This window comes from Pseudomonas sp. EA_65y_Pfl1_P113 (assembly GCF_963970525.1).
Classification (GTDB): Bacteria; Pseudomonadota; Gammaproteobacteria; order Pseudomonadales; family Pseudomonadaceae; genus Aquipseudomonas; species Aquipseudomonas tritici.
In genome coordinates, this window is sequence record NZ_CAXAQM010000337.1 from 1 (window position 1) to 531 (window position 531).

Annotated in this window: 1 protein-coding gene; it reads left to right on the forward strand. The window is 70.8% G+C overall.

Annotated elements, in window-relative coordinates:
• The coding region (locus AACY52_RS29925) for an aminotransferase class I/II-fold pyridoxal phosphate-dependent enzyme (protein WP_339561319.1) at positions 1-531 on the forward strand (531 nt) is incomplete at both ends.

Sequence of the window (531 nt, forward strand, 5' to 3'; positions counted from 1 at the left end):
CTCGTCCAACGACTATCTCGGCCTCGCCCGTGCGCAGCGCTTACGCAACGCGGTGGCGGCGGCGCTGGCGCGCGGCGTTGCGATCGGGTCGGGCGGGTCGCGGCTGCTGCGCGGCAACGATCCCGAGCATGAAGCGCTCGAAGCCGAAGCCGCCGCCTTTTTCGGCAGCGAAGCGGCGCTGTTCTTCTCCAGCGGCTATGCCGCCAATGCCGCCTTGCTGTCCACACTGCCGCAGCGCGGCGACCTGATCGTCCATGATGCGCTGATCCATGCCAGCGCGCATGAAGGCATGCGCCTCGCCCGCGCCGAAAGCGTGGCGACGCCGCATAATGACGCGACCGCGGTCGATCAGGCGATTGCCGACTGGCGGCGGCGCGGCGGCACGGGTCGCGCATGGATCGCGGTCGAAAGCCTCTACAGCATGGATGGCGACCGTGCCCCGCTCGCCGATCTCGCAGCGGTGGCGGCGCGGCACGCGGCGATGCTGCTGATCGACGAAGCGCACGCGACCGGCGTGTTCGGCCCCGACGG